The following is a 23,696-nucleotide window of genomic DNA, read 5'->3' as shown; positions in this document are numbered from 1 at the left end:
GCGCTGTTGCAGTTCTTGGCCATGGCATCGGTCTTTATATCGTTGTTATCATTTTTTTGGTTGTGAATGGTGAACAACATCCGCAATCCGTATGGTTTAATCCTGCCGAAGGAAGGACAATGAAATGGGGAGATGTAAAGCACAATGTAACGATTACACCAACGTCTTCTTCCGCTCCGTATAGGGTATTTATAATTTCAAGATTCCATGTAAGCACTGCTTCAAGATTTGAAAATCATTCGCGCTAAGCTTGCCAAGCTTGTTCTTTAATCTCTTTTTATCAATTGCCCGTAATTGAAACACTAAAGCCACAGATTTTGAGGACAGGTTGTTGGTCGAATCGGGATCAATAACAAATGTAAACGGAAAATTAGCAGCCTTGATTTGTGTCGTGAATGGGATAATTAAAACGGTGGGAATTTTATCAATATTTTCAGAAGTCTGGACAATTATTGCGGGTCTGAAACCCTGTTGTTCGTGTCCGCCGGAGCCAGGAATTTCAACAAGATATATATCACCGAAGTCCATTAGATGGCAGCCTCAAAATTATTTAGCGCCTCATCGCTTAATGCATCCCACCCATCAAATTCTTTTTTGAGATAGAAGTCGGAATCCCTCTGCATAATAATGCTTTTTTTGAAAATGCGAATAAGACTGAGAAGATTAAGCATCTGTTCGTCAGGCATGTTCTGCAATTCTTGAATAATCTCTTCCTTATACTTGACCTGTGCCTGCATCTTTCGACCTCCTTTCCTCTGTTGGGGATTTCATTATATCATAATATGTCCAAATATAGGAAGTAATTCAAATTGCCATCCGAATCCCTTCAGAAAGTTTTAAAAGCAATAGCATGCTAAACGCTGTGGATATTGACTTTACGACGGTTTAGGAAACTGCTTGCACTGTGCAAGCAGTTTCCTCTGGAGGCCTTCTGGCCTTCTGGTACAGCTCACCAGGGCGATCATAAGGCTGTCGAAATCATATCCTTTACCAGGAAAAAGGCAGGTGAGAGGCGACAAGAAAATGGCAAATGGTTAAAGGTGAAAGAGGCAGGCCGAGGGCTGAAGGTTAAGAAGGCTGAAAAGTCGAAGTTGCGAAGTTACGAGGATGGGAAGATGGGGAGGGGCGGAGAGCTGAATCCGAAATTGGCAATCCGAATGTGTCATTGCAAGACCCCTTTTGTTTTTCCAGGAGGAACGTCAAGCAGTTTCTTACTTTTTAAGGAACGTCCCCGTGCCGTCCCTATAGCAATTTGAAATATTCACTTTTTATTACATTGAGGATCTGCCGGAGACGATGACGGAAACTGTTTCCGTCATCGTCAAAATCTTCGGAAAGTTAATACCTACGCTGTTTTGCACGCTTTCACTTTTAAAACTTTTTTTTTGAGGAACCGGAACTCTCCGAAACATTTTCGGAGATTCTTAATATCGTCGGAAAGTCAACACTGACGCCGGGAATCCCATTCTTTGAGATTGCCACGATCTAAAGTCCTCTCGATGACAGACAAAAGGGAGGCCAGAGGACCTATACAAGGAAATTGCAGCAACAGTTGCTGCAATTGTTAAAATCTCAGGAAAGTTAATACGGACGCTGCTTCGCACGATTTCACTTTTAAAACTTTCTTCTGAGGGATTATCCGCCACTGTGATTATGCTGAGCTGGCGAACGGAAGAGACATTTTCCAGTCTAATAACTGATTACTATGTCATACCAAGTTGCATTCAAAAGCGCATCGAGGCAGCGACGACGAACCGACGCAGGCGTACACAGACGTACGTCGAGGAGTGCGAGGAGGAGATAACAAAGATGAGTGAATGAAGGCGACTTGGTATCAGACCTTTTTATAATTTGTCAGATATATCCCTGCGCTTACAAAGACAAGTCCAAAAATTAATCCTTTAGTAAGCTGTTCACCCAAAAATATGGCTCCGAAGGCGACACCGAATACAGGGGTCAGGAAGGTAAAGACGGCAAGCTGGGATACCGGATAGGTGTGTATAAGCTTAAACCATGCGAGGTATGAGGCAAAGGCCACAATAATGGAAGAGTATGCAAGTGCAGCAATGGCAGAACCATTGACATCAAGTATCCATTTTGGCTCCATAACCAAGGCACAAACAAATATAATGGGGATTGAAAATACAAGCTGATAGAGGAAGGTATTAATGGGATGGACCGTTTCTGCAAGGTACTTCTTGATATATATTGTAGTAGCACCCCAGAGGAAAGCGGCCACGATCTCAAGAATATCGCCTGTGAGCATGGACATGTTCCATGTTGAAGGTTTTCCCTCAAAAACAAGGTAAGCTCCAAAAAAAGCAAGAATCAAACCCGATATTTTTGTGATACCCAGTTTTTCTTTCAGGAACAGATATGCACCTACTGCAACAACAAAGGGTGAAAAATTGACAAGTATTGCGGCACGGGAGGCATTGGTATAGAGCAACCCGAGGTATATACAGACAAATTCTATACCAAAGAGCATTCCTACAACAATACCGTGGAAAAAGCGAATATCCCTGTGAAAGAGGGGTTGTTTTATGCTTATACAATAGGCAACCCCGAGAACGGATGCGACAACCGATCTTAGTAGTGCATTAAATATCGGGGAAAATCCCACATTTGACACTTTTATGGCAGGATAATTAAAACCCCAGAGAAGCGTTAGCAGTAATATTATGCCAAAGCCCCGCAGGTCAATATGGTTTTTTACCATCCAATACCTTTTGATATAAGGGAACTCCGCGCTTTATCGTTACCAAGGGCTGCAGCCCTTTGGTAGTCTCTGATAGACTGATCGTTGTTGCCCAGTAGTTCATAAGCAGAGCCCCTTGCTAAATAAAGATTTGAGTCATAAGGCACAAGCGCGATGGCCTTTGAATAATCTTCTATTGCACGTTCATGATTGCCCATCTTTTGATACACGTAAGCCCTGCCGATATACCCGTCAGGGTCAGTCGGTTTGTAATTGATCGCCTTTGTATAGTCTTTGATGGCCTCATCATAATTACCCATTGAGACATCCACATCCCCAAATTTATCGAGGTAAGCAACGTTCTGACTACAGGAAACAAATGCAAATATTATTGCAAAAACAGACAAAGCATAAAACATTTTCTTTATCCCATACCATCTTTGTGTTTTCAATTACTTCCTCCTTAGTTCTTTTGATATAGTCGCATTATAGCACTAAACGGCAGTTTTATGTCTATTTTCCTTCCACTTTTACTTTCAGTCTTCAGCCTTCCTTACCTTCAGCCTTCCTTTTTTCACCTTTCCCCTTTTACTTTTTACTGATATAATAATGTGGTTATCGTGGACGAAATAGACAAAAAGATACTAAACACCATTCAGGAAGAGTTTCCTCTTGCCAGGAGACCTTTCGCAGAGATTGGAAAGGCGCTTCAGCTTGAGGAAAAAGAGGTCCTTGAAAGGGTAAGGCGGTTGAAAAACGATGGGTATATCCGCCGGATAGGGCCGATCCTTGAACGGAAAAAACTCAGATATGTCAGCACTCTCTGTGGCGTAAAGGTAGACGAAGATATTATGCTGACCTTTGTTAATGAACTGAACAGGCACAACGGCGTTACCCACAATTACGAGAGGGACGGCGAATTGAACCTCTGGTTCACCATAACAGCGAGAAGCATGGAAGACATTCAGGGGTATCTTGCCGGGCTTGAAGAAAAATATTCATTAATAATTTACAGGTTTCCTGAAAAGAAGGTCTTTAAAATTAAAACGTATTTCCCGTTGTAAAAGGATTATACACTATGAATGATGAATTAAAAGATTCTCAACTCAATGCTCCACGCTCCATGCTCCATGCTCCGGAACGAGTTTTTCTGGTAGATGGTCATTCTTACCTATACAGGGCTTTCTATGCAACACCCTACCTCTCAAACTCCAGGGGTATTCCAACGAACGCTACGTATGCATTCCTTAGTATGATCAAAAAACTCCTGAACGAGGAAAAGCCCGATATCCTGATAATTGTTTTTGACTCAAAGGCACCATCGTTCCGGGAGGAGATTTGCAAGGAGTATAAGGCCCAAAGGCAACCAATGCCGGATAACCTGTCTGCCCAGATTCCTTATGTAAAGATGGTCCTTCAGGCGATGGGGCTTCCGATCCTTGAGAAAGAAGGCTTTGAGGCGGATGACATTATTGGCACTATAACAGAAAAATTAAAAAAAGAAGATACAACCATATATATCGTTACAAGCGACAAAGATATGACCCAGCTCGTCTCTAACAGGGTCTTCGTCTTTGATAAAATGAAGAACCTCCTAATAGGCGAAAAAGAAGTAGCCGAAAAGTTCGGCGTAAAACCAACACTTATAACGGATTATTTAGCCTTATGCGGTGATACGTCTGATAATATCCCGGGCGCCCCGGGTATCGGTGACAAAACCGCCAGAGAGCTTGTCGTAAACTTCGGGGCAATTGATGAGATTTACAATCATATCGATGAGATTAAAAAGGCATCAGTAAAAAATAAGCTTATAGAAGGCAAAGACCTCGTTCTTATGAGTAGGGAACTTGCCACAATCAGACTCGATGTACCGATAGACATCCATATCGATAACCTGAGGCAGAAAGAGCCCGATACAGAGGCCCTCCGTAAGATATTCATGGACCTTGAATTTACAGCCCTTTACAGAGAAATAAAGACCGCAAGAACCAATATAAAAGGATGGCCCGAAGTAGAACTTTCCGGTCTGAATATGGAAAAAGTGGCAGTATTTGCCAGGTTTCTCGGGAAGAACACCTATGAGATGCAATTAGAGGGTTTTGCAGCCTTCGACGGCAATGGCGTGTTCTTCTCTCAGAGCGAAAACGATCTTTTTCATGTTATGACTCATACCGGCGAACTCATCACCCACAACCTCAAACCGCTTTTAATCCTTCTTTTAAAACAGCAGGGTTCAGGGGTTCAACCCCTCGACTCCTCACAGTTCTTCGACACCATGCTCGCCACCTATCTTATCAATCCCCTGCGAAAGGATTACAGTATCAATGCAATATTGGAAGAATTTCTTGATGTCGGGATAACGTCTTCTGATTTAAAGGATAAGCTCATTGAAAGCACATCCTCGCTCTTTGAATTGAAGGATTTCCTGATTGAAAAAATGAAGAAACTCGGACTCACAGACCTCTTTTTCAATATCGAAATGCCCCTCATAGAGGTCCTTGCAAATATCGAATACACCGGTGTAAAGGTTGACAGGCATGCCCTCATGGGCCTCTCAAGGGACTTCGATAAGAGGCTCAATACCATTATAAAGGAAATCCATTCTTTGGCGGGAGAACTCTTTAACATTAATTCTCCTCAGCAATTGTCACATATCCTCTTCGACAAATTGCAGCTCCCCACAGTCAAGAAAACCAAGACCGGTTTCTCAACAGATACAGAAGTGCTTGAAACACTCTCTGCATTCCATCCTCTTCCACAGCAAATCCTTGCCTACAGGACGCTCACCAAGTTAAAAAGCACCTATATCGATGTGCTCCCAAACCTCATCAACCCCCATACAGGGCGAATCCATGCATCCTTCAACCAGATGGTTGTGGCCACGGGGAGATTGAGCAGCAGCGACCCTAATCTCCAGAACATCCCCATTCGTGGCGAAGAAGGAAAAAAGATACGGGAGGCGTTTGTCCCTGCGGATGGCTTTCTTCTGCTCTCCTCAGACTATTCACAGATAGAGCTCCGCGTCCTTGCGCACATCTCAGGGGATGCCCTTCTGGTGGATTCTTTCATGAAGGGCGAAGATATTCACACAATAGTTGCCCGGGAGGTATTCGGAGTAGACGCGAACAATGTAACTCAGGACATGCGGAGGACCGCAAAGGTAATAAATTTCGGCATCATATACGGCATGAGCGGTTATGGCCTTGCAAAGGAGCTCGGCGTTTCTTTTAGAGAGGCTCAATATTACATTGACACGTATTTCATAAAGCATAAAGGCGTTAAAGCCTACATGGAAAGCGTCCTGGAGATCGCCCGCTCAACAGGATACGTGAAAACAATTTTCGGCAGGATCAGGCATATACCGGAGATCAACAATCATGACAACACAATCCGGCAACTGGGTGAAAGGGCGGCAATGAACGCCCCTATTCAGGGTACTGCAGCGGATATTATCAAGATGGCCATGGTAAATATCCACAGAAAGATGAAGGAAAAAGGCCTTTCATCAAGGCTGATCATGCAAATTCACGATGAGCTGGTTCTCGAGGTAAAAGATGAAGAGGCAGAAATCGCTAAAGACATCGTGAAAACCGAGATGGAAAATGTGATCATGCTGTCTGTGCCTCTGAAGGTTTCTCTGGGGATGGGGAAAAGCTGGGCTGAATCCCACGATTAGAACCCCTCACCCACTCTATTCAGCTATCACTTTTTCGTCCAAACCAAGTTCTTTGAGGGACGTTTTTGTTTCATCAATCTTCTAAAAACTTATCCCTCCTTCTTTGGCTATTTGAACATGTAAGGTAACCCAAATAATGCATTTACCCTCAATTAATCCTAAATAAAAATCCTCCTTTTGCAGGAAAATCAAGAGTCCACACACAATCAACCCTATGCAAAAGTCTGTATTTTTTTACCCACCGGCAAGGAACATGAAACGAGGAAATTCGTACAACTTGACTTCCTGATCTCCCTGTGACTCCTTGTATCGAAGGATATCAATAAGGTGTTTAAAGCTTGTCACTTGTCGGTCGCCGATAATCCTCATCGTTCCAGGATCACCCCAATCCCAGGTTTTAGCCTCATCGGTCACGCAATATCTGGCCTTACTGCTTTCTGCATCAACTACCTCCAGCCTGATAGTAGGCGCATCTTTTGTAATACTTTCACTATCGTCCCATGGGTTCAGTTGTTTCTCCACTGCCTGGAAATACGCAGCCAGTTGTTCTTTTTGTCCGTTGTTATGCCCGTCGCCCTGTCTAAAAGAGGCGATAAAATGATGTCTTCCCCGGTAAACAGAACAATCTGTGCATGCCTTGCGGGTAAACGGACACTGGTGTAAACTGCACGAAATATTTGCCACTTCAAATCCTCCTTAAAAAGAATAAAGCTCAGTGTTCAGAGCCTGTAATTCAGGAATTGCAGAAATCGACCATGCTATGTTTATTCACACAACCTTACTATACTTGGTCTTTCACTACACAGGGGGCAGTCAGGATTCTTGTCCACCGCAATTTGATGGGACTGCCCTTTAAATGCATTATAGATAAAATATCTCCCCACAGGGGATCTGCCGATTCCAATAAGGAGTTTCAGCGTTTCTGTAGCCTGCAAAACACCAATCAACCCCGGGACGACCCCCAGGACACCTGCCTGACTTCAAGTTGGCACCTGTTCTTGCGGCGGAGGCTTAGGAAACATACACCGCAGGCAGGGGCCTTCTTTCTTCGGATGAAATACCCCCATCTGTCCGTCAAACTGTACTGCTCCACCGTAGATGTACGGTTTCCCAGCAAAAAAGCAGGCATCGTTGAGGAGAAACTTTGTCTCTACGTTATCGGCGGCATCGATGACAATATCAAATTCATCAATAATACCCATTACGTTGCTGGCTGTTACACGTTCTCGGTATAGATTAACCCTGACATCCGGGTTAATCCTCTCTATTGCATCCTTGGCGGAATCTATCTTGTACCGCCTGACATCCGGAGTGCCGTGAAATATCTGACGGTTCAGGTTAGACGTAGCCACCCTGTCAAAATCAGCAATGCCCAGCGTGCCCACCCCGCAGGCTGCAAGATATAGCCCCGCAGGTGACCCAAGCCCGCCCGCCCCTACAATGAGGACCTTAGACAAGAGCAGTCTTGCTTGACCCTCTTCTCCGATCTCATTAAGGAGAAGATGCCTGCTGTAGCGCCTAAGCTGATCAGTGGTCAAGTGGCCTTGAGAAACAACTTCATATCCGGCCTCCATCCAGGCATTGAAACCACCTTCAAGAGAATAGGCATTCTTGTACCCAATATCCCTCAATATTAAAGCGGCGAGGGCAGAATTGCCACCCGAACTGCAATAAATGATTACAGGAGAGTCTTTTTCTACAGACAACCTTTCGATCTCATCACCGAGAAGGTGGACGAGGATAAAACGGGTATCCCTGATATATCCAACGGCCATTTCCCTGTCTTCGCGAACATCCACCAAAAGCGTCTTGTCGTTGGTATCTATAAGCCATTTTGCCTCTTCAACAGTTATCTGCGCTGTTATATCATGCATGTCCATATTTATCCTTTACTGTTTCCATTCAAATGAAATATTCCCACCTGCGCAAAAATGCTCGAAAAAATATTTATCTTCTTGCCCTTATTAAGGGAAAATGCCTTCTTGATTTCAATGTTAATAAATTTCTTCCCTGCTGACACAGTCTTTATCTCCTTATCATTTTTTAATGAATGGCGGCTGAAATGCCTGGCGATAGAGCCAGCCCTGGAGCTCTCAGATATAGTACATGGGGGTATTTATCCGGCTTTTTTCACTCTGCATCCGCACAAGAGACGAGAGGGTGTACCCGTTCAGGACCTCTTCAATCTTATTGCCCAGTATCATCCAGATGTCCCGTGTAACACAGGTTTCGACCTTCGGGCAGGCTTTGACATCATCAACACAGTCAACGAGGCTGCATGGCCCTTCCAGTGCCGTGATGATCTCGTTCAAAGTTATGCCATCCGGGTCCCTGTTGATGACATATCCTCCATTTCTGCCCCGTTGTGCCTTCACGAGGCCTGCCTTGTGGAGGGTCGCAAAAATGTGTTCCAGGTATTTTTCCGAAACGCCCTGTCTCTTTGCGATATCCGATAAGTAAACAGGCGCACCGTTTTTCGAGGATTCTGCAAGGTCGATCATAGCCCGTAACCCGTACCTGCCTTTTGTGGATATCTTCATTTTTATCTCCTACTAATTTAGTAGGGAAAGGTATACTTTTATTCTTGCAAATGTCAAGTTAATCTTTTTATAAAAAAGTATTGACAAAAAATTAAGTACTATTTAAACTATACAATTCCTATATGGGTACTATGATATGAAGACCTCATCAAAACTATTCCGCTTCATGTGCTGTGCGATTTTCATTATCTGCCTATTTATGACTCAAACGATGGCTGCTACTGCTTTGTTCGCAGAAACATCATGCCCGATGTCGTCCAAAAGCCAAAATATGACTGGCAAGTCGGGTTGCTGTTCTGCAGAGTCCAAGGCCTGTACATGTGAGTTGAAACAGGGAGTACCCGGCGATCCCTTGTTTTTATTCAGAAATATAACAACAAGTACAACGGATTCGCCAATACCTTATGAAGATACAGATACTACACACAATGCTCCTGAAATAAAGGGCCATGTATTCTATTGGCTGCTTGCCAGAGGCCCGACCACTCTTATCTACCTGTCCAACCTCAACATCATCTGTTAACCCAAAAGCCACCTGCCGACCCTGAACAGATTATTTCAGGATTCCGGCTCCTCAAAAACTCCATTACATTATTAATGGTGTAAAATCTATACAGTAGAGGAGGTTTTAAATGTTTAAAATGAATTGTTGCGGTGGAGACCATCAGGACAAAACAAGAAAGCCCGGAGATGGAAAAGAAAAGAAGAGTCCATTCCGTTGGATCATCCTTACTACTTGCATCGCGTTGTTCGCTGCAGTCGTTTTTCTGTTCCAGATAAAAACAGGATCCAAGGATAACAATGATAGCGGCCAGGCGGGCATAAGTATTACGCCGGTTGCATGGGCAAGCGAAATTACCCACCCTGTAAGCTCTTTCTCTGACGGCAAAGCCCGGTATTTTCAACACAAAACAAATGACGGCTATACAATCAGGTATTTTATTATAAAAAGCTCTGATGGGGTTATCCGGGCCGCTTTTGATGCCTGTGATGTCTGTTTTCAATCAGGACGTGGATATTATCAGAAAGACGACTTCATGGTCTGCCGAAACTGCGGAAGACGTTTTCTCTCGACGAAAGTAAATGAAGTGACAGGCGGATGCAACCCGGCGCCACTTGTCCGGAAGATTGAAAACAATAATGTTGTGATACAGCCGGAAGATATCCTCAGGGGGAAACAGTTTTTCCCTGTAAAAGGGGGTAGAGGATGACACTCAAAGATATCGCTGTGAGCAACCTGAGACGGAGGAAAACTAAAGCCCTTTTTGTCCTGGCAGGGATCTTTACCGGGGTTTGCACGGTAGTTGTTCTGCTCAGCCTTGTGGAGGCAATGAAACAGAATATCAACCACAAGCTGGAGATGTATGGAGCCAATATCCTCATTGTTCCCAAGACTGAAAACCTCTCGCTCACCTATGGGGGGCTCTCGCTCGGTGGGGTCTCCTTTGAGATGCAGGAGATCAGGGAAGAAGAACTGGATAATATCAAAAATATAAAAAACGCCGGGAACGTTGCCGCCGTCGGACCGATGATCCTTGGCCCCGTTACAATCAACGGTCAGCGTATACTTATGGCAGGTGTCGATTTTCAGGCCTTTCAGATGCTGAGACCATGGTGGAACGTTAAAGGCAAAACACCTGACGAAGATGGAGCGGTTTTAGGCGCAGAGGCAGCCCGTGTATCAGGGCTTACAACGGGTGACACATTCAAGATGAGCAACAAGACAATTCAGGTAACAGGTGTGATTGAAACAACGGGATCACAGGATGACGGCCTCATCTTCACGCCTTTACCCATGGCCCAGGAGCTCCTTGGCAAAAAAGGACGTATCTCCATGGCCGAAGTTGCTGCCCTCTGCACGGGCTGCCCTATCCCCGAAATGGTACAGCAGATTTCCGACGTTCTCCCGGGCGCTAATGTCATGGCCATTCAACAGGTAGTGAAGGGCCGCATGGAAACACTCAATCAGTTCGAGAAATTTTCCTATGGGGTTTCAGCCCTGGTCTTGCTTGTGGGGAGCCTCATGGTACTCGTAACAATGATGGGGAGCGTAAGGGAGCGTACAGTCGAAATCGGCATATTCCGGGCCATGGGTTTCCGGAGGAGCCATATCATACGGATCATTCTCCTTGAGGCTGCCATCATCTCCGGGGCGGCAGGTATCCTCGGGTATTTTGCCGGTTTTTTCGCAACAAAGATGCTGATTCCGTTTTTCACTGAAGGTCATGGCGCTGTAGTCCCGTTTAGCCCTGTCCTCGCTGTAGGGGCATTTATGCTGGCAATTTTTGTTGGACTTACGTCAAGCACTTATCCGGCGCTCATGGCGGCTCGTCTTGACCCTAATGAGGCGCTTCGGGCGCTTTAGAATAGACTATCAGGAGGATAAATAATGAAGCTGATACAAGCAGATCAAATAGTAAAACAGTATGGGAAAGGAGAGGCGATGGTGACTGCTGTAAGGGAAGCAAGTTTTGCTATCGACGCAGGTGAATTTGTGGCAGTTATGGGTGAATCGGGTTCAGGAAAATCGACCATACTCTCCATAGTGGGCGCCTTGAATACCCCCACTTCAGGAAAACTCATGGTAGACAGTGTTGATGTATATGCTCTCGGACAGGACGAAAGAGCCGACTTCAGGCAGAAATCTATAGGCTTTGTCTTCCAGAATTTTCACCTCATCCCCTATCTGACTCTCGCAGAGAACGTGATGCTCCCCCTGGCCACCGTAAAAGAAAAAAAAGCTAAGAAGCGTGCCATGGCTCTTGAAGCCCTGAAACAGGTTAACCTTTTGGAAAAGGCGGAACGCCTTCCGAGTCAGGTTTCCGGTGGAGAGCAGGAACGGGTTGCCATTGCCCGCGCCATTGTCAACCGCCCGCCAATACTACTCGCCGATGAACCTACAGGCAATCTCGACTCAAAAACCGGGAGGGAGATTATGGGGCTCCTTAAAACTCTGAACGACGACGTTATGACGATTATCATGGTGACACACAATATGGACTATGCGGCATATGCACACAGGGTGCTTCTGGTGTCGGACGGGGTACTCACATAACAATGAGCAACCACAGGAGCGCAGACTGGATGAATATTGTCAAAGTAATGAAATCGTCCGTATTTGTAATTACTTTTGGTCTATCTATCGCTGTTGCAGGACTGATAATGATCCTCGTTTATCAGGTTACGGTCTTCAGCAAAAGAGTAACTGATTTTTATGCACCGACGATCCATTCCGTAAAGTCCTTTGAAGAGGCCGTAAAACATGTGGATATGGACATCGACAGCAAAGGGTATCCTGATAGGAGCTCGCTCATGATGCTTGAGGAATCGACAAAAAACCTCAAAAGCGTATCAATGAACTGGGATCCCGATTATCGGAAACACATAGAAGGAATGATTCTCACAGCAGAAAATTTTCTTTCAAAGATTTCAAAGGAGGGGATATCGAAAAAAGAGGTTCAGTCTCATATAAGGCAACTCAATAAACAGGCCACTGAACATGTGAAAATACATGATACCGAGCTGTATGACGCAAAAACCGGTATAGGAAGATCTGCGCTGAGCATAAGGGCTATTGCAATAGTTTTGTTGTTAATGGGGTGCATTGTATCTTACCGTGAAGTTCAGATGCATAGGTTGAGGGAGCGCGAACAGGAGAGGCTCTCGGCAATGAAGGTTCTCGTTTCCGCCCTTGACGCCCGCGATCCATATACAAAGGGGCACTCTTCGCGGGTTGCCGATTATGTGGTGGTGCTGGGAAAAGAAATGAACATTGACAAAAATATGCTCGAACACCTCTATATGGCCGGCTTGATGCATGACATAGGAAAGATTGCCGTCCCTGACGCCATTCTGAGAAAAACAGGAAGGCTTACCGATGACGAATGGAAGGAGATGAAAAAACACCCGGTTGCTACAGCGAAGATTTTAGGGGAACTCGAATCCCTCAAGGAAATTATACCGTGGGTACTATACCATCATGAACGGTATGACGGAAAAGGGTATCCCGAAGGAAAGGCAGGTCTTGAAATTCCTTTGTACGCACAGATACTTGCAGTGGCAGATTCCTACGATGCGATGATAAGCACGAGGCCTTACAGGATGGAAATGGATATGGATGCAGTGTCGGCGGAGATTGAAGCCAATAAAGGTAAACAATGGAAGGAAGATGTGGCGGATGCATTCATGAGGTGTTTAAAGAGCGGGCTCATCAATAAGGTACTTGCAAAGCAAGAAAAACTTGCTATTACTTAATAGTATAAAAACAGAGGAGGTAATAATGAAAAAACTGGCAATTATTCTTTTTATGGTATTAATGGTGGCGACCATCGTATCGGCAAAGGATTACGAGGTACAGAAAAAGGCGGGTGGATACGATGTCATTGTCAAAATTGACAGGAACTCTCCTGCTGTAGGAAACAATAACATGGAGATAACAATAAAAGATGCTGCCGCCAAATACGTTACCGGTGCAAAAGTGGTTGTCAATTACTCTATGCCTGCAATGCCCGGTATGCCTGCAATAAACTACAAGGCCGATACTCAGGTGAAGGGCAACTCCTATAAGGCTAAGATAAATTTCTCCATGGCAGGTTCATGGAATGTCGAAGTGAGGATAACACATCATGAAACAATTTCAGCGAAATTTACCATCGATGCGAAGTAGGAATACAGGGGTCAGGGGTCAGGAAGCAGGGGTCAGCGGTCGGGGACCGGGGGGTGGCGGTTGCTTTTCACTATTCACTATTCACCATTCACTATTCACTGTTTTCTTCTCCCTCTTCGCTCTCTGCTCCCCCCTCTTTGCCGATACTTCCGGCAATCTGAGCCTGAACGACCTGATCAGCGAGGGACTTAAGAATAACCCCGAGATACAAATGATTGAAGCAAGGGCACAGGCTGCGGGATACCGGATACCTCAGGCGAAGAGCCTTCCCGATCCGATGTTCATGTTCGGGTATCAGAATGAAGGGTTCCAAAAATTCACTATCGGAGAAGAACCGAATGCCCAGGGGATGTTCGGTATATCCCAGATGTTTCTCTTCCCCGGAAAGCGCGCCCTGAAGGGCGAGATGGCAACAAAGGAGGCGGAGGGCATTACCTCCACGTACCATGCTGCCCGATTAAAGGTTGTCGCTAAAATCAAGGAACTCTATTATGACCTCTTCCTTGCCTATAAAAACATTGACATCCTGGAAGAGAGAAACAAGCTTTTCTCAAGGGTAGAAAGTGCAGCGCTTGCTCGCTATTCATCGGGCATGGGTTCTCAGCAGGAGGTGGTAATGGCGCAGACGGAAAAGTATATGTCCCTTGAGAAAGAAGAGATGCTGAAGCAGAAGATGCAGGCCCTGGAAGGCATGATCAACGCCGCCATCGGGAAAGAGGTGAATGCACCCCTTGGCCGCCCTGTCGAATCGCCTCATTCTCCTCCTTATGCATACAGAATCGAAGACCTCCTGCAACTGGTAAAAGATAATTCACCTGAGATAAAATCGAAGGAAAAGATGATACAGGGGGCAGAAGCAAAGGTAAAAATGGCCCATAAGGAATATTATCCTGACGTAACCATCGGCGCAGGTTACTTCCCGAGAACCCAGGGTTTCCTGGATATGTGGAGCCTTACCGCAACTGTCAATCTCCCGATCTATAATAAGACAAAACAGAGTCAGGCTGTAAATGAGGCCAATTCTTCACTCGTTGAAGCAAAGAGAGACCTCAGGGCAACTCATTATATGCTCTCTTCGAGCATACGAGAGAACTACTCAATGGTCAATACGTCAGATAATCTCATGAAGCTGTATAAGGATGGCTTAATCCCGAAGATCTATCAGGACTTTGAACTTTCCCTTGCCGGGTATGTAAATGGCAAAACAGAAGCAATTACTGTAATTACGAGACTAAAAACCGTCCTTGACTATGAGACCCTTTACTGGGGGCAGTTTGTGGAGAGAGAGAAGGCGATCGCACGGCTTGAAGCGATAACGGGGGGCGCGAGTCAGGGATCAGGGGCCGGGAACCAGGGATTAGAGGTCAGGGGTCAGGGGCCGGAAGGGGGCATAAAATGAAAGGAAAAGGTATACCAATTGCAGTTGTTGTGTTAGTATTGCTGCTTTACCCTGTACTGGCGCTGACCCAGGCAGATTATTCTCAGCACGCTAAACCAGCTCCAACCAAGGTGAAGGAAAAACCCATAGCAAAGAGCGAAGAGGCTGCAAAACAGGAAACCCCAACCGTTGAGATCCCCCTCGAGAAACAGCAGCTTATCGGCGTAAAAACCGCCCAGGTCTCTGCAAGACCCCTTGAGAAGATTATCAGGACTGTGGGTCGCATCGAATATGACGAGCGAAAATTCACAACAATAAACACCAAGTATGAAGGTTATATTGAGAAGCTCCATGCCGACTATGTTGGCAGATACGTAAAGAAGGGCGATCCGCTGGCAGAGATATACAGTCCTGAGCTCTACGCAACCCAGCAGGAATTTCTGAATCTTCTCAACTGGAGCAAATCCAGAAAGAGTGATGATATGGGATTGATGCTCTCAAAAGACGCGGGTGCCATCCTCCAGGCAGCGCGGCAACGGCTGAAATTATGGGATATAACAGACGATCAGATTGAAAATATCGCAGCAACAGGAAAGCCGATCCGTACTTTAACCATCTACAGCCCTGTTAGCGGGTATATTATGCAAAAAACGGCGGTACAGGGGATGCGCACCATGCCTGGAGAAAAACTTTTTGACATTGCCGATCTCTCTAATGTCTGGGTTATCTCGGATATTTACGAGTATGAATTGCCCCTTATTAAGGTCGGGCAGATAGCCAACATTACCTTGAGCTACTTCCCCGGCAAGGTTTTTTCATCGAAGATCGACTATGTGTACCCGGCGCTATCGGGTGAAACAAGAACTGCAAAGGTAAGATTCTCAATTCCGAATCCTGGTGGACAGCTCAAGCCCCAGATGTACACCAATGTGGAAATAAAGATTGGACTTGGAAAGAAGCTTGCCATACCGGATGACGCTGTCATAGATACAGGAATACGGCAAGTGGTATATGTGGATAAGGGAAACGGCTATTTTGAGCCGAGAGAGGTGAGAACCGGACTGCGGGCAGAGGGGCTGGTGGAAATTACAGGAGGTCTGAAGGCTGGAGAAAAGATCGCAACGTCGGCCAACTTCCTTATCGATTCCGAGGCAAAGCTGAAGGGCATTGTACCCCTCGGCGCCGAATCAAAGACAAAACCGGGGAGCACGCCGCCCGCAGGAGGGCATAAACATTGAAATATAGTGAATAGTTGTTAGTGAATAGTGAATAGTTGGAGCAAGAAAAGCCAAAATCACTCTTCATTAATACTGTTTACTGATTTTAAATTGAAAGGAGGCAGTGGAGTGCATTATGTGGATATTTAACAGAAATTGCTTTTGTTATTCACTATTCACTATCGACTATTCACTGATTTTAATATGATAGCAAAAATTATAGAATACAGTGCACGGAATAAATTCATCGTCTTCCTGATGGTGTTCGCCCTGGCAGCCTGGGGGTACTGGGCATTAAAGAATACTCCCCTCGATGCCATACCCGATCTCAGCGATACGCAGGTTATTATATATACCGAATGGACCGGGAGAAGCCCCGACCTCGTGGAAGACCAGATTACCTACCCCATTTCTTCCACGCTTCTTGCGGCGCCTAAGGTGCAGGCGGTACGCGGTTTTTCTTTTCTCGGCAGCTCTTTCATCTACATCATTTTTCAGGAGGGTACCGATATCTACTGGGCGCGAAGCAGGGTCCTGGAGTACCTCCAGGCAGTAAAAAACAAACTCCCCGCCGATGTCAATCCTGTCCTCGGCCCTGACGCAACGAGCGTCGGCTGGGGATTCTCCTATGCCGTTGTCGATGAGACGGGGAAGCATGACCTTGCCCAATTGCGTTCCATTCAGGACTGGAACCTGAAGCTCGCCATCGAGAGCGTTCCCGGAGTTTCCCAGGTTGCCAGTATCGGCGGCTATGTACGTCAGTACCAGGTCACCGTAGACCCAAGCAGGCTCTCCGCGTACAATATCCCCATAACAAAGGTCATGGAGGCCGTGAGAAGGAGCAACCTCGATGTTGAGGGAAGGGTTCTGGAACTTTCAGGCTTTGAATACATGCTGCGGGGAAAGGGGTACATAAAAGGCGTAAAGGATATTGAACAGATTTCTGTTGGCGCAAATACCGCCGGAACACCGATCTACCTGAAAGATATAGCCCGGGTGCAGCTCGGCCCTGAGATAAGAAGGGGCATTGCAGAGCTTGACGGCAGGGGAGAAGTGGCGGGAGGTATTGTCGTAATAAGGTTCGGCGAAAATGTCCTCAATGTCATTGAAAGGGTAAAGGAAAAGCTTAAAAAGACTATTGAGCCGGGCCTTCCTGAAGGGGTAAAGATTGTCGTGACTTACGACCGATCTGACCTGATACACCGCTCCATTGCCACCCTCAAAGAAGAAATAGTTAAGCTCTCCATTGCGGTGAGCGTGGTCTGCATTGTGTTTCTCTTCCATCTGCCGAGCGCCCTTGTCGTCATACTCACATTACCTATGGCAATCATTATGTCTTTCATATCTATGTACTACCTTGGGGTCACTTCGAACATCATGAGCTTGAGCGGTATTGCCATTGCCATCGGCGCCATGGTTGATGCTTCCATTATTATGGTGGAAAATGCCCACAAGAAGCTGGAAGAATGGGAAAGTCAGCGGTCAGCGGTCAGGGGCCTGCCCTCGAATGAGTCTATCGGGGGTCAGGGGTCAGAAGACGCCGAACACCACCGTAGCCGGGTTGATGTTATTATCGAAGCATGCAAAGAGGTGGGGCCATCGCTCTTCTTTGCACTTCTTGTTATTACCGTGGGATTTCTTCCCGTATTTACCCTTCAGGCACAGGCAGGAAGACTTTTCAGACCACTTGCCTATACCAAGACCTTTGCCATGCTCTTTTCTGCCTTCCTTGCGGTGACACTGACGCCGGTCCTCATGACACTCTTTATCCGGGGGAAGATACGGCCTGAAGAAAAAAATCCCGTCAGCATCATCCTCCACAAACTCTATACACCGGTCGCAGAGTTCGCCCTCCGGTTCAAGAAAACTGTGCTTATATCTGCCCTTATTATCCTCCTTATGACTGCCTATCCATTCATGAAACTCGGCTCAGAATTCATGCCGCCTCTCTATGAAGGCACACTCTTCTTCATGCCTGTCACGGCGCCTGCGCCATCCATTTCCGTCGTAACAGATCTTCTGCAGCTTCAGGACAAAATATTGAAGAAGATGCCTGAAGTCTCGCAGGTCTTCGGGAAGGCGGGGCGAGCAGAGACTGCCACCGACCCTGCGCCTCTTGAGATGTTCGAAACCATTATCAACCTGAAGCCTGAATCGGAATGGCGAAAAGGCATGACCGTTGAAAAACTGAAAAATGATATGAACGACGCCCTCACCATTCCCGGTGTTGCCAATTCCTTTACCATGCCCATTAAGGCCCGTATGGATATGCTTTCTACGGGGATCAGGACCCCGGTTGGGATTAAGGTGCTTGGCCCCGATATTAACGAGATCGAACGGATCGGCCTTGAAATAGAACACCATGTAAAAAACATCCCGGGTACGCGGAGCGCCTATGCGGAGCGGGTAACAACAGGCTACTTTTTGGATTTTGAAATAAAACGTGACGAGATTGCCCGGTACGGTCTGGCCGTGGAAGATGTCCAGGATGTGATACAGGCCGCCATCGGCGGAATGAATGTAACGACTACCGTGGAAGGGAGGCAGCGTTATCCTGTGAATATCCGCTACGCAAGGGAATTGCGGGATAATGTGGATAAATTGAAAAGGGTTCTCGTGCCAACAAGCGGGATGGGGAGCAGCCAAGCAAATGAAACGATGGGGTCAGGGGTCAGGGGCCAGGGGTCAGGAATCCAATTCGCATCTCTAAAACCGCAATCTGTCCAGATCCCCCTCGGTGAACTTGCAGATATAAAGATCACAAAAGGCCCAACGGCAATAAAGAGCGAAGAAGGCCTCCTTACATCCTATGTCTATATTGATTTTTCAGGCAGGGATGTAGGAGGATATGTAGACGAGGCGAAAAAGAGCGTTGCTACCTTAAAAATACCTGAGGGCTACCGCCTCGAGTGGAGCGGCGAGTATGAGTACCTCGTAAAAACACACGAGAGGCTGAAGCTCGTTATACCCCTTACCGCCCTCATCATCTTCATTCTTATATACTTTAATACAAAGTCGGTGATGAAGACTATTATCGTCCTCCTCGCTGTTCCCTTCTCCCTTGTAGGTTCATTCTGGCTTCTCTACCTCCTCGGCTACAACATGAGCATAGCCGTATGGGTTGGCTTGATCGCCCTTGCGGGACTTGATGCGGAGACCGGGGTCGTCATGCTCCTCTATCTTGAGCTTGCCCACGATCAGTGGAAAAAGGAAGGGAGGTTGAAGAGTTTAAGCGATCTCAAAGACGCCATTATGCACGGCGCCGTCAAGAGAATCCGCCCCAAGATCATGACGGTGAGCGTCATCCTTGCCGGTCTCATACCTATCATGTTCAGTCACGGAACTGGGGCCGATGTGATGAAGCGGATCGCAGCCCCCATGGTTGGCGGTGTAATCACTTCAATGATACTGGAACTGGTCATCTACCCTACCATCTATATGATCTGGAAGGGGAGAGAATTCAAAAAGACAGAGTTAAACAAGTAATCCGGAAATCAACAATTTTGTCGCGATTGTAATCGGCTATGGCCTGAATTGACTATTTGGCAGTACGTGTATGAAGGCTCTATCTATTGTGGGAGTCAATTGTGGAGGGACGGTATGCATGGAAAACAGAATGAAGCAGCGTAGAGCGATATGGCATACTCTTCCGTTATTATTCGTTCTGATATGCATGTCTTTCAGTGGGTGTGCAAGTCTTTCCCTCGACAGCTACCAGCGAACCCGCTCTTCAGCCATTCCGTCATCAAATGAGACACGCCTGGGAAGAGAATTCGGGGCTCAGATGGAACAGCATCCACGAGAGTCAGGCTTCTGTCTCCTTTCTTCAGGCATAGATTCTTTTCTGGCCCGTGCGTATCTGATTGATAGATCCGATCACAGCCTCGATCTGCAATACTATATTTTTTATGATGATGTAACGGGCAGGCTTCTCCTTGAGCGTATGGTTGCGGCGGCTGACCGGGGGGTCAGGATACGTCTCCTTGTTGACGATTGGAACATCACGGGCAAGGACTTCAGCTTCGCGATGATAGCGGCCCATCCCAACATACAGGTTCGCACTTTTAACCCTTTTTCAGGCCACCGTTCATTAATACTTTCAAGGATGCTTCAGTACGGCTATGGACCCAAGAGGCTGAAGCGAAGGATGCACAATAAGGTCTTTATCGCCGACAACACGGCAGCTATAGTCGGAGGTCGTAATATTGGCGATGAGTATTTCGGCGCGCGGACGGACGTGAACTTCTCCGATCTCGACATTTTGACCCTGGGGCCTATTACGGAGAAGATATCGTCTGCTTTTGACGAGTATTGGAACAGTGAATTTGCCATTCCCATAGATGCCTTTGTGCGGTCGCCTCCAAGCGTTGAAAACCTTGAGGAGTGTCGGGCAGTGCTGCAAACCCATAAGGAGAAAATGAAGGATACGGTGTATGCAGAGCAACTCCGGGAAAACCAACATTTGGAGCATTTCAAATATGGCAACCTGCCCGTAGTCTGGACGGAGGGCGAATATCATTGGGACCGGCCTGGAAAGGTCGCTTCTTCGCGGGAGAATGAACCTACGTTCTACATGGCGCCCCATATTAACAGTCTCATTGATGAGACTCAGACCGAAGCGCTTTTGATATCGCCCTATTTTGTGCCGGGTAAGGCCGGGATGCAGTTGTTTGAGGGTCTGCGTGAAAGAGGAGCCAAGGTGAAAATCCTGACTAATTCCCTGGCCTCCAATGATGCTAAGGTAGTCCACGCAGGATACGCAAGATACCGCAAGGCATTGCTCCGGCTTGGCGTTGACCTGTATGAAATGAAGCCAACCTCCGGTGAGAGTCTCGCAGAGTACCGACGAGACATTGGCAGTTCCTCGCAGGGAGCCCTGCATGCAAAAACTCTTGTTCTTGATCGTAACGTACTCTTCGTGAGTTCCTTCAATCTTGATCCTCGCTCGGCATGGTTTGATACGCAGAACGGTATCGTGGTGAGGAGTCCGGAGATAGCCAGGCAAGTGGCACGTCTTTTTGAGACAGCCACTTCTCCGGAAAATGCATACCGGGTCACCTTCGAGGCGAAACTGCCGGGGGAAGACTTTTCGCGCCCGCAGGATGGAAAGCTTACCTGGATTACGGAGGAGGATGGTAAAGAGGTACGTTATTATAATGAGCCCATGACACGCTGGTGGCAAAGGATAGGTTTGAATATTCTTTCCTGGTTCGCACCCGAGGAAATGCTCTGAAACAGAACAAGCTTGGGACCTCCGCAGGTCAGCGACAGCTATCCATGAATTTATCAGGACGGAACAATACTAAACTAATCCTATCATATTTATAGGGTTTTAGTGTATACTGTGCTCATGGAAAGAAAAAGATTAGATAAACAATATGGTTTCGCAGAGTTGGATTATTCCTTTGAGAGAATTATGACCCTTTTTGGTTGTAAAGGAGAGGAACTGGAAAAACTCTACAAAGAGGCTGACCGGATAAGGCAAATTCTTATGGGTAATGAAATATATATCCGGGGCATTATCGAATTTTCGAACAACTGTGCTAACGATTGTCTTTACTGCGGGATCAGGGCGTCGAATCATGCAGTGAACCGTTATACCATGACCTCCGAAGAGATACTCACCACTGCCCGCGCCATGATCTTCAGACAGCAGACTACCGTTGTCCTTCAATCAGGAGAAACACCAGGAATAAATGACAGGGAAATCGGGAATATCATATTGAGGATCAAGGAGGAAACCCCTCTGGCTGTTACAGTTTCTGTGGGGAACAGACCTTATGAAACCTATCGTTACTGGAAGGACTGCGGCATGGACCGGTATCTGCTCAGATTTGAAACAAGTGACCCCGAATTATTCCGCAGGCTCCATCCCGATTGCACGCTCGAAGAAAGACTGGCGTGCCTTTATGCACTAAAAGAACTGGGCGTACAGACCGGAAGCGGTTTCATGATAGGGCTCCCGGGTGAAACGCATGGCATCCTGGCAAGGAATATCCTCCTCTGCCGGGAACTTGACCTCGACATGATAGGGATCGGCCCTTTCATACCTCATCCGGATACGCCTCTCGGAAAAGAAAAGAATGCATATGAAGGGGATGGGGAGATATTTTTCAAGGCCCTGGCCGTTCTCCGTATTTTCAATCCTGATGCCCACATACCTGCAACAACGGCCTATGATGCTGTCTTCCCCGGTGAGGGAAGAAATCTTGCCCTTCAAAGGGGCGCAAATGTATTCATGCCGAACGATACGCCGGTCAAGCACAGAAAGGACTATCTTCTCTACCCCGGTAAGCCCTGTATTGATGAGGGCGCCGATCACTGTGCCGGTTGCGTGCTTATGAGGATCGAATCCCTTGGGAGGGATGTGGGGAAAGGGCCGGGTCATTCAATGAAGTTGTCAGCGAATAAAACGACCTCATTGAGGAAAACCTTACATGCATAAAATGTTTTACCAGGAGATTGAATTGCTGGAATTTACCCTGTTTCATGATGCATTCCGATGGAGGATAAAATGAATAAAAAGGCCATATCTTTACTCTCCGGGGGACTGGATAGCCTTCTTGCAACAAAGTTGATCATGGATCAGGGGATTGAAATGGCAGCGCTCCACTTTACCTCTCCTTTTTGCAACTGTACTAAAGGTAACAAGGGGTGTGGTCTTCAGGCTGTGAGGACTGCCAGTGAGCTCAACATTAAGGTGACAGTGAAGGTCAAAGGTCTGGAGTATCTGGAGATCGTAAAGATGCCGAAACACGGTTACGGGAAAAATATGAACCCCTGCATTGATTGCAGGATATTCATGCTAAAGGAAACCGGTAAAATAATGGATGAGGTCGGTGCAAGCTTTGTCGTCACCGGAGAAGTTTTAGGCCAGAGACCCATGTCCCAGCGAAGGGACGCCATGCGGTTGATTGAAAAAGAAAGCGGTCTTGAAGGCTTGATTGTGAGGCCTCTTTCGGCAAAGCATTTTGAACCGACATTACCTGAAAAGGAAGGCATATTAGATAGAGAGAAACTGCTGGATATCACCGGACGGACAAGAAAACCCCAGTATAATCTTGCAGACAGCTACCAGCTCAAAGAGTTCAGTTGCCCCGGCGGCGGATGTCTCCTTACAGACCCGATCTTTGCACAAAAACTGAAGGACCTCTTTGCTTACTCAAATTCATATACCATGAAAGATGTGGCCCTCCTGAAGATCGGCAGGCACTTCAGGCTGAATGAGGATACAAAACTGATTCTCGGCAGGAACGAGGATGAAAACAAACGGCTTCAGGCAGCGGCATCAGATGGATGTACTTTTCTTGCACCCCTGGAATTCAAGGGACCCCAGGGGCTCTTATTCGGAGTATTAGATTATGACGTTATGCAAACAGCAGGGAATCTTATGGCGTTTTATGGGAAAGTTGATTCCTTCCCTGTTACCATAGAATCAAATAATGGTTTTGTTAACAGACACACAATAAACAAGACTCATATAGACAAAGAAATGCTTATGATATAGAAAGGATATAATAA

Annotated in this window: 21 protein-coding genes; 14 read left to right on the top strand and 7 right to left on the bottom strand. The window is 46.5% G+C overall.

Going from position 1 to position 23,696, the window contains the following annotated elements:
- Positions 1-189: 189 nt before the first annotated feature.
- A complete protein-coding gene (locus NTX75_15845) occupies positions 190-528 on the bottom strand; it encodes a type II toxin-antitoxin system PemK/MazF family toxin (GenBank protein MCX5817685.1) in 339 nt (112 codons plus the stop codon).
- Positions 528-737 (bottom strand): hypothetical protein, encoded by a 210-nt coding sequence (locus NTX75_15840; GenBank protein ID MCX5817684.1) that lies wholly within the window; start codon positions 735-737, stop codon positions 528-530. The genes NTX75_15845 and NTX75_15840 overlap by 1 nt, the downstream gene beginning before the upstream one ends.
- A gap of 132 nt (positions 738-869) precedes the next feature.
- On the opposite strand from NTX75_15840, the gene NTX75_15835 reads away from it, so the two are divergent.
- Positions 870-1,256 carry a hypothetical protein gene (locus tag NTX75_15835; protein ID MCX5817683.1) on the top strand — a complete coding sequence of 129 codons (387 nt, stop codon included), beginning with the start codon at positions 870-872 and terminating at the stop codon, positions 1,254-1,256.
- A 578-nt stretch (positions 1,257-1,834) separates the two neighbouring features.
- On the opposite strand, the gene NTX75_15830 is transcribed toward NTX75_15835, so the two are convergent.
- Together NTX75_15830 and NTX75_15825 are read right to left on the bottom strand one after the other, a co-directional pair.
- The gene (locus NTX75_15830) at positions 1,835-2,719 is read right to left on the bottom strand and encodes a DMT family transporter (protein MCX5817682.1); all 885 of its coding nucleotides are present in this window, start codon (positions 2,717-2,719) and stop codon (positions 1,835-1,837) included.
- The gene (locus NTX75_15825) at positions 2,713-3,150 is read right to left on the bottom strand and encodes a tetratricopeptide repeat protein (protein ID MCX5817681.1); all 438 of its coding nucleotides are present in this window, start codon (positions 3,148-3,150) and stop codon (positions 2,713-2,715) included. Before NTX75_15825 ends, NTX75_15830 begins: the two co-directional genes overlap by 7 nt.
- Before the next feature lie 168 nt (positions 3,151-3,318).
- Between NTX75_15825 and NTX75_15820 the strand changes: the two genes are divergently transcribed.
- Positions 3,319-3,762, top strand: coding sequence for an Lrp/AsnC family transcriptional regulator (locus NTX75_15820; GenBank protein MCX5817680.1), 444 nt, complete (start codon positions 3,319-3,321; stop codon positions 3,760-3,762).
- Positions 3,763-3,776: 14 nt separating this feature from the next.
- Positions 3,777-6,374 (top strand): DNA polymerase I, encoded by a 2,598-nt coding sequence (polA, locus tag NTX75_15815; protein MCX5817679.1) that lies wholly within the window; start codon positions 3,777-3,779, stop codon positions 6,372-6,374.
- Between the two features lie 234 nt (positions 6,375-6,608).
- On the opposite strand, the gene NTX75_15810 is transcribed toward polA, so the two are convergent.
- From NTX75_15810 to NTX75_15800, 3 genes are all read right to left on the bottom strand, one after another.
- Positions 6,609-7,058 carry a hypothetical protein gene (locus tag NTX75_15810; protein ID MCX5817678.1) on the bottom strand — a complete coding sequence of 150 codons (450 nt, stop codon included), beginning with the start codon at positions 7,056-7,058 and terminating at the stop codon, positions 6,609-6,611.
- Positions 7,059-7,354: 296 nt separating this feature from the next.
- Positions 7,355-8,248, bottom strand: a complete 894-nt coding sequence (locus NTX75_15805; protein ID MCX5817677.1) for a ThiF family adenylyltransferase — start codon at positions 8,246-8,248, stop codon at positions 7,355-7,357.
- Positions 8,249-8,467: 219 nt separating this feature from the next.
- Positions 8,468-8,914: an RrF2 family transcriptional regulator gene (locus NTX75_15800; protein ID MCX5817676.1), complete on the bottom strand. Its 447-nt coding sequence runs from the start codon at positions 8,912-8,914 to the stop codon at positions 8,468-8,470.
- A 632-nt stretch (positions 8,915-9,546) separates the two neighbouring features.
- On the opposite strand from NTX75_15800, the gene NTX75_15795 reads away from it, so the two are divergent.
- From NTX75_15795 to NTX75_15745, 11 genes are all read left to right on the top strand, one after another.
- Positions 9,547-10,125, top strand: a complete 579-nt coding sequence (locus NTX75_15795) for a DUF2318 domain-containing protein (GenBank protein MCX5817675.1) — start codon at positions 9,547-9,549, stop codon at positions 10,123-10,125.
- Positions 10,122-11,279 (top strand): ABC transporter permease, encoded by a 1,158-nt coding sequence (locus NTX75_15790; protein MCX5817674.1) that lies wholly within the window; start codon positions 10,122-10,124, stop codon positions 11,277-11,279. The genes NTX75_15795 and NTX75_15790 overlap by 4 nt, the downstream gene beginning before the upstream one ends.
- A gap of 24 nt (positions 11,280-11,303) precedes the next feature.
- Positions 11,304-11,969 (top strand): ABC transporter ATP-binding protein, encoded by a 666-nt coding sequence (locus NTX75_15785; protein ID MCX5817673.1) that lies wholly within the window; start codon positions 11,304-11,306, stop codon positions 11,967-11,969.
- Positions 11,970-11,998: 29 nt separating this feature from the next.
- Positions 11,999-13,168 carry an HD-GYP domain-containing protein gene (locus NTX75_15780; protein MCX5817672.1) on the top strand — a complete coding sequence of 390 codons (1,170 nt, stop codon included), beginning with the start codon at positions 11,999-12,001 and terminating at the stop codon, positions 13,166-13,168.
- Between the two features lie 25 nt (positions 13,169-13,193).
- Positions 13,194-13,580 carry a FixH family protein gene (locus NTX75_15775; protein MCX5817671.1) on the top strand — a complete coding sequence of 129 codons (387 nt, stop codon included), beginning with the start codon at positions 13,194-13,196 and terminating at the stop codon, positions 13,578-13,580.
- Positions 13,540-14,979 (top strand): TolC family protein, encoded by a 1,440-nt coding sequence (locus NTX75_15770; protein ID MCX5817670.1) that lies wholly within the window; start codon positions 13,540-13,542, stop codon positions 14,977-14,979. Before NTX75_15775 ends, NTX75_15770 begins: the two co-directional genes overlap by 41 nt.
- Positions 14,976-16,196, top strand: a complete 1,221-nt coding sequence (locus NTX75_15765) for an efflux RND transporter periplasmic adaptor subunit (protein MCX5817669.1) — start codon at positions 14,976-14,978, stop codon at positions 16,194-16,196. The genes NTX75_15770 and NTX75_15765 overlap by 4 nt, the downstream gene beginning before the upstream one ends.
- A gap of 183 nt (positions 16,197-16,379) precedes the next feature.
- Positions 16,380-19,661, top strand: a complete 3,282-nt coding sequence (locus tag NTX75_15760) for a CusA/CzcA family heavy metal efflux RND transporter (protein ID MCX5817668.1) — start codon at positions 16,380-16,382, stop codon at positions 19,659-19,661.
- Positions 19,662-19,779: 118 nt separating this feature from the next.
- The gene (locus NTX75_15755) at positions 19,780-21,408 is read left to right on the top strand and encodes a phospholipase D family protein (protein ID MCX5817667.1); all 1,629 of its coding nucleotides are present in this window, start codon (positions 19,780-19,782) and stop codon (positions 21,406-21,408) included.
- 117 nt (positions 21,409-21,525) lie between these two features.
- The gene (gene hydE / locus NTX75_15750) at positions 21,526-22,620 is read left to right on the top strand and encodes a [FeFe] hydrogenase H-cluster radical SAM maturase HydE (protein ID MCX5817666.1); all 1,095 of its coding nucleotides are present in this window, start codon (positions 21,526-21,528) and stop codon (positions 22,618-22,620) included.
- A 69-nt stretch (positions 22,621-22,689) separates the two neighbouring features.
- A complete protein-coding gene (locus tag NTX75_15745; GenBank protein ID MCX5817665.1) occupies positions 22,690-23,682 on the top strand; it encodes a hypothetical protein in 993 nt (330 codons plus the stop codon).
- The last annotated feature ends 14 nt before the right edge of the window (positions 23,683-23,696 follow it).

The sequence above is a fragment of the Pseudomonadota bacterium genome (assembly GCA_026388315.1).
GTDB lineage: Bacteria > Desulfobacterota > Syntrophorhabdia > Syntrophorhabdales > Syntrophorhabdaceae > MWEV01.
Note: the sequence above shows the minus strand (reverse complement) of the source record. Positions and strands in the feature narration are given on the sequence as shown.